Annotated in this window: 5 protein-coding genes and 1 tRNA gene; 3 read left to right on the top strand and 3 right to left on the bottom strand. The window is 68.1% G+C overall.

Annotated elements, in window-relative coordinates; genetic code table 11:
* Positions 1-13 precede the first annotated feature (13 nt).
* Positions 14-104, top strand: a tRNA-Ser gene (locus tag Q0Z44_RS17920).
* Positions 105-153: 49 nt separating this feature from the next.
* Here Q0Z44_RS17920 and Q0Z44_RS17915 read toward each other — a convergent pair.
* A complete protein-coding gene (locus tag Q0Z44_RS17915; protein ID WP_298015311.1) occupies positions 154-615 on the bottom strand; it encodes an Lrp/AsnC ligand binding domain-containing protein in 462 nt (153 codons plus the stop codon).
* Positions 616-803: 188 nt separating this feature from the next.
* On the opposite strand from Q0Z44_RS17915, the gene putA reads away from it, so the two are divergent.
* Complete coding sequence (gene putA / locus Q0Z44_RS17910) at positions 804-4529, top strand: trifunctional transcriptional regulator/proline dehydrogenase/L-glutamate gamma-semialdehyde dehydrogenase (protein ID WP_298015309.1); 3726 nt, start codon at positions 804-806, stop codon at positions 4527-4529.
* Between the two features lie 40 nt (positions 4530-4569).
* Here putA and Q0Z44_RS17905 read toward each other — a convergent pair whose 3' ends face one another.
* Complete coding sequence (locus Q0Z44_RS17905; RefSeq protein ID WP_298015307.1) at positions 4570-4860, bottom strand: hypothetical protein; 291 nt, start codon at positions 4858-4860, stop codon at positions 4570-4572.
* A gap of 17 nt (positions 4861-4877) precedes the next feature.
* Positions 4878-5357 (bottom strand): hypothetical protein, encoded by a 480-nt coding sequence (locus tag Q0Z44_RS17900; protein WP_298015305.1) that lies wholly within the window; start codon positions 5355-5357, stop codon positions 4878-4880.
* Between the two features lie 204 nt (positions 5358-5561).
* On the opposite strand from Q0Z44_RS17900, the gene Q0Z44_RS17895 reads away from it, so the two are divergent.
* On the top strand, positions 5562-6065 hold the full coding sequence (locus tag Q0Z44_RS17895; RefSeq protein WP_366517640.1) for a DUF2493 domain-containing protein: 504 nt from the start codon (positions 5562-5564) through the stop codon (positions 6063-6065).
* Positions 6066-6439: the final 374 nt, after the last annotated feature.

The following is a 6439-nucleotide window of genomic DNA, read 5'->3' as shown; positions in this document are numbered from 1 at the left end:
AGTAGCGGGCTTCGGAGAGGTGGATGAGCGGTTTAAGTCGCACGCCTGGAAAGCGTGTGTAGGTTAATAGCCTACCGCGGGTTCGAATCCCGCCCTCTCCGCCAGTTGCAAACCCCAAGTGATTCGATCGCTTGGGGTTTTTTGCTTTCTGGCTCAGGGCCTCGGCAGCGGGAGGCTGCGCGACTCCTTGACCATCTCCATGACCACATAGGTGTGGGTCTGCTTCACGCCCGGCAGGCCGGAGATGTGCTCGCCCATCACGCGGCGGTACTCGTTGATGTCGCGGGTGCGGACTTTCAGCAGGTAGTCGAAGTCGCCCGCGATCATGTGGCATGACTCGATCTCGGGGATGCGTTGCACGGCTTCGTTGAATCGCCGGAGCTCGTGCTCAGTGGTGCCGGCCAAAAGCACTTGCACCACGACGATGTGACCGGCTCCCACGGCGTCGGGATCCAGATCGGCGTGGTACCCACGGATCACCCCCGTTTTCTCCAGCCGCCGGACCCGCTCGGCGCACGGCGTTTTGGTGAGGCCGACTCGGCGGGACAACTCCACGATGGACAGGCGTGCGTCGGCCTGCAGTTCGGCGAGGATCTTGAGGTCGATGCGGTCCATCTGCGCGACAGTCTTTATGGCTTTGAAACGTACTTTGAAAAGTCATTATGACTTTCAAAAGTAAAACTTTGGAGACATTTACTGCGGCGTTTCGCAAACAATTCAGTCCATCTGGCGGACCCGTTCCGCCTGTTTCCCGACCGCAGCTGCGCAGCCCCCTCGCGCCGGCCCTTCAGGAGTACCCGGACATGACCGCCACCATCCCCACCAGCCTCTGGCCCATCGGCGCATTTGACGCCTCGGCCACCGCCTTGCCCGCTGCGCCCCGCAGTGAAGTTCGCCGCAGGATTGACGCCGCGTGGCGCACGCCCGAACCGGTCTGCGTGCCGGCCCTCGTCGAGGCGGCGCGCATCCCGGCGGCATTGCGTGAGCCGGTGCGTGGCCTGGCACACGACCTCGTCAGCGGCCTGCGCGCCACCCGCTCGCGTTCGTCTGGCGTCGATGCGCTGATGAAGGAGTTCTCGCTCTCCAGCCAGGAGGGCGTGGCGCTGATGTGTCTGGCCGAAGCGCTGCTTCGCGTGCCGGACAAGGCCACGGCAGACCGCCTGATCCGCGACAAGCTGGCCGACGGAGACTGGCGTTCGCACATCGGCAACAGCCCTTCGCTGTTCGTCAACGCGGCCACCTGGGGCCTGCTCATCACGGGCCGGCTGGTGTCAACCAGCAGCGAAGAGGGCCTGTCTTCGGCGCTCACCCGCCTGGTGGCGCGCGGTGGCGAGCCGCTGATCCGCAAGGGCATGGACCTGGCGATGCGCATGCTGGGCGAGCAGTTCGTCACCGGCCGCGACATCGACGAAGCCTTGCGCCGCGGCCGTGCCCACGAGAAGAAGGGCTACCGCTACTCGTTCGACATGCTGGGCGAGGCCGCCATGACGGCTGCCGACGCCGACCGCTATTTCGGTGACTACGAGCGGGCCATCGAGGCCATCGGACGCTCATCCGCCGGGCGTGGTGTCGTCGATGGCAACGGGATCTCGGTGAAGCTGTCTGCCCTGCATCCGCGCTACACCTGGTCTCAGCGTGAGCGTGTGATGGCCGAACTGCTGCCGAAGCTGAAGACCCTGTGCCTGCAGGCCAAGGGCCACGACATCGGCCTGAACATCGACGCAGAGGAGGCCGATCGCCTCGACATCTCGCTGGATCTGCTGGAAGCGCTCGCACTGGATCCGGCGCTGGCTGGCTGGACCGGACTGGGCTTTGTGGTGCAGGCCTATCAGAAGCGTGCGCCCTTCGTGCTCGACTTCGTGATCGACCTGGCGCGCCGCAGCGGTCGCCGCATGATGGTGCGCCTGGTCAAGGGCGCTTACTGGGATGCCGAGATCAAGCGGGCGCAGATCGATGGGCTCTCGGGTTACCCGGTCTACACCCGCAAGGTGTACACGGACGTGTCCTACCTGGCGTGTGCCAGGAAGCTGCTGGCTGCGCGCGATGTGATCTACCCGCAGTTCGCCACGCACAACGCGCACTCGCTGGCCGCCATCTTCCATCTGGCTGCCGCCGAGGGGCGTGCGTGGCAGCCCGGTGACTACGAGTTCCAGTGCCTGCACGGCATGGGCGAGCCGCTGTACGACCAGATCGTCGGTCAGGCCGAGCGTCACCGCATGGTGCGCATCTATGCGCCGGTGGGCAGCCATGAAACCTTGCTGGCCTACCTGGTTCGCCGCCTGCTGGAAAACGGCGCCAACACCAGCTTCGTCAACCGCATCGTGGACGAGCGCGTGCCGGTGGAGGAGCTGATTGCCGACCCCGTGGAGCAGGCCGCGCCGCTCGCTGGCGCGCCGCACCCCAGGATCCCGCTGCCTGCCGAGCTGTTCGGCACGCTGCGCGCCAACTCCGAGGGCCACGACCTGGCCAGCGAAACCGTTCGCGAACGCATTGCCACGGCGCTGGCCGCCTCCTGTGAGACAGCGTTCCGTGCAGGTCCGACGCTGGCCGCTGACGTTGCACAGGCCATGCCGCAGCCGGTGTGCAACCCGGCCGATCACCGCGACGTCGTGGGCCATGTGGCCGAGGCCACCGCCGCCGATGTGGCGCAGGCGCTGCTGGCCGCCGATGCGGTGGCACCGGAGTGGGGGGCCACCCCGGCCGCCGTGCGCAGCGACGCGCTGGTGCGGGCGGCGGCGCTGTTCGAGCGCGACGCCGACATCCTGCTGGCGCTGACCGTGCGCGAAGCGGGCAAGTCGTGGGGCAACGCGGTGGCAGAGCTGCGGGAAGCCGTTGACTTCCTGCGCTACTACGCCCAGCAGGCGCGCGGCTTTGATCCCGCCACCCATGTGCCGCTGGGGCCCGTGCTGTGCATCAGCCCGTGGAACTTCCCGCTGGCCATCTTCACCGGGCAGGTCGCTGCCGCACTGGCTGCGGGCAACCCCGTGCTGGCCAAGCCCGCCGAACAGACGCCGCTGATTGCCGCGTTCGCGGTGCGCCTGTTGCATGAAGCTGGTGTGCCGGTGGCGGCGGTGCAATTGCTGCCTGGCCGTGGCGAGACCGTGGGTGCCGCCTTGGTGGCGGACGCCCGTGTGCGCGGTGTGATGTTCACCGGCTCGACCGAGGTCGCGGCGCTCATCAACCGCACGCTGGCTGCACGCGGCGGCAACGTGCCGCTGATCGCCGAGACTGGGGGGCAGAACGCCATGATCGTCGACTCCACCGCGCTGCCGGAGCAGGTGGTGGGCGATGTGCTGGCCTCGGCCTTCGATTCGGCCGGCCAGCGTTGTTCGGCGCTGCGCGTGCTGTGTCTGCAGGAGGACATCGCCGACGGCGTGCTGCACATGCTGCAGGGCGCGCTCACGGAGCTACGCCTGGGCAACCCGGCCGACGTCCGCATCGACATCGGCCCGGTGATCGACGCCGAAGCGCGCGACGGGCTGCAGAGCCACGTGGCCGCGATGCAGCACAAGGGCGCCCGCGTCACCCAGCTGACACTGCCAGCCGAGTGCGCGCAGGGCACCTTCGTCGCCCCGACCATCATCGAGATCGGTGCGCTGTCGGAGTTGGGGCGGGAGCAGTTCGGGCCCATCCTGCACGTGCTGCGCTACCGTGCGGCCGACCTGGACAGCCTGATCGACGCCATCAATGCCAGCGGCTATGGCCTGACGATGGGCGTGCACACGCGCATTGACGAGACGGTGGAGCGGGTGGCCGCGCGCGCGCATGTCGGCAACCTCTATGTCAACCGCAACGTGATCGGTGCGGTGGTGGGGGTACAGCCTTTCGGTGGCGAGGGCCTGTCCGGCACCGGGCCGAAGGCGGGCGGGCCACTCTACCTGCATCGCCTCCTGGCTCGCACTTCGGGGCCTCTTCTGCACAACGGCGCCATGTCGGTCACGGAAGGGGATGAGACCCGGTCGGCCGACCAGGCTTTTGCCACGTTCCTGAGCTGGCTGGACGGCGCCGGGCGCGCGCTGCTGGAGGGCGACGAACTGGCCGTGCTGCGCGACCGCGCCGACGCCTGCCGTGCGCGCCGCATCAGCGGCCTGCGCATGGCCTTGCCCGGCCCCACCGGTGAGGACGACAGCCTGCGCTTCACTGCGCGCGGCACGATTGCCGGTGTGGCCGACACCGCGACCGCCGTGCTGCATCAGGTGATGGCGGCGCTGGCCAGCGGCAACCACCTTGTGGTGGCAGAGGGCCATGCGGCCCGGGTGGTGGTGGCGTCGCTGCCAGCGCCCCTCCGGTCTCACGTGACGCTGGATGCGGCGTGGTTCGAGCGCGAGCTGGGTGCGGTGCTGTTCGAGGGCAGCGAGGCCGACGCCGATGCCTTGCGTGTTCGCCTGGCGTCCCGCCCGGGCCCGATCCTGCAGTTGCTGCAGCCGACGCCGGACTACGACCTGAGCCGTCTGGTGCACGAGCGGACGTTGTCGATCAACACCGCCGCGGCCGGTGGCAACGCCAGCCTGATGGCCATGGGCGCCTGACGCGAAGCCCCTGCGCCCAGGCGCGGGGGAGCGTCTTGCCTCACGGCTGTTGCTTCGCCTGCCTGTCCAGCCAGCGCAGCGCGCCGTAAAACACCGTGGCGACCCCCGCGCCGGTCGCCAGGGTCATCTTTGCTGCCACCGCAAAGCCCCCCAGGTACCACGCGATCGCGCCACCCACTGGCAGGCTCAGCGCGCTGACCACGCCCGCCATCAGGATGGTCAGCCCGTTGGCACCATTGATCCGTTGCCGGATGGCGCCGTATTCCATCCACGTGGCCACAGACAGGATCAGGGCCAGTGTGCCGGCCCACAGCAGCCAGAACGTGTTCATCGTTCTCTCTGGCTGGCTTACTTCTTCTCGATGGCGGCCACGATGCCGCAGAAGCCGTTGCGGACCACCTCTTCGGTGGTCACCTGACCGAAGCCGTTGCGGAACGTCATGCGCACTTCAAGCCCTCCCTTGGCCGGCTCGAACGTCACCACCAGAGGCACGGTGTCGCCCTTGCCGGCGATCACCTTATTCGCAGCCGCAATCATTCCGCCTTCACGGTCCATCGTCGTGATGGTCAGGCCGTCCTGCGCGATCTGCTTGCTGGCCTTCGTCATGGCGGTCGCCTTCGACACGCCGGCGACGGTGACAGACGACGTGTAGGTCGTGCCGCCCAGGCTGAGTGCCGAACCCGACACCGCGAAGTTCTTTGCACAGAGGCGGGTGTCGGCTGGAGCGGGCTTGTCGGCGCTGTTGCTGCCGACGGCGGGCAACTGCGCGCAGCCCGAAACGAGAAGGAAGAGGCCTGCTGTGGCGACGCCACGGGTGATGCTGTTCATTGTTGACTGCCCTGATTGGTCGTCCTGTTGACTGCGAAACACCGACGGTCCGGACGCCATGGACCATGCGGCGGTGCATTGTCCCATCTGACGGCGTGCGATGACCCTGTCGAGACCTTGACCAACCGCACGGAACGTGCGCGCCGAACCCCGCCCTGCCAGACTGGCGCCGTGTCTGTTCTTCCCGTGTCCCGGCCCGTCAGGATGCCGTGCTGGTCCTGTCAACATTTCGGCGGCAGCCCGCGGCAAGCCCCTTCGCGTCTCGTCGGGATCTGCTTGCGTGCCGACCCGGCGGTGCAGCCCGAAATGGCGTCAGGTTGCAAGCATTGGTCCGCCGCCGATCGACCTCCTTTGCGCGTTCTGGTGTGTGGGGGGCTGGAGCTCGACGACCAGCATGCGGTGTTTCACGCCTTGGACCTGGTGTTGACGCGGTATCGGGTCACCGCGCTCATCCATGGCGCCGCACGGGGTGCCGACACGCTGGCCGACCAGTGGGCGGTTGCGCGGGGCATCGAGCGTCAGGTGTTTCCCGTCCCGCCTGAGCAATGGGAGCGGGTCGGTCTGGCTGCGAGCCCGCTGCGCAACACGCGCATGCTGGTGGCCGGGAGACCGGACGCGCTCGTTGCGTTTCCCGGTGGGCCCGGCACCGAAGACATGGTCAACCAGGCGCGGGTGGCCGGCCTGCCGGTCTGGCGGCCCTACGGTTGATGCGGCAAGGCGGAAAAAAGAAAACCCGTCGCACGCAGGCACGACGGGTTCGGCGGTCAGGCTCACTGCCTGACCTGGCGCGCCCGGGTGATCCAGCTCCGCCGCTTTCCCTGATGACAGGGCCGCCTCACCGGCGGTCGGGCCGAGGCGGGATCACCCCGCCTGTGCCACCCGAGGGCGGCACCGTGCCCGGTCAGACCCCCGATGTCCGGCGGGTCACGCTGTGCTGGGGGCTTCTGCCCCCCGCGCAGCACTTGCAGTGTGCGCTGAAGCGAGGGCGCGCAGGTGTGATGCCTGCACGCTTTGCCGGCGAAATGCGCTCAGCGGTTGCTTTCCCGCACGATGACCCAGGCACCCCCCTGCAGGCGCCAGGT

The sequence above is a fragment of the uncultured Aquabacterium sp. genome, assembly GCF_947366995.1.
In the GTDB taxonomy this organism is placed as follows: Bacteria; Pseudomonadota; Gammaproteobacteria; order Burkholderiales; family Burkholderiaceae_C; genus Aquabacterium.
The sequence above is the reverse complement of the archived record's forward strand: the minus strand, read 5'-3'. Positions and strand labels throughout refer to the sequence as shown.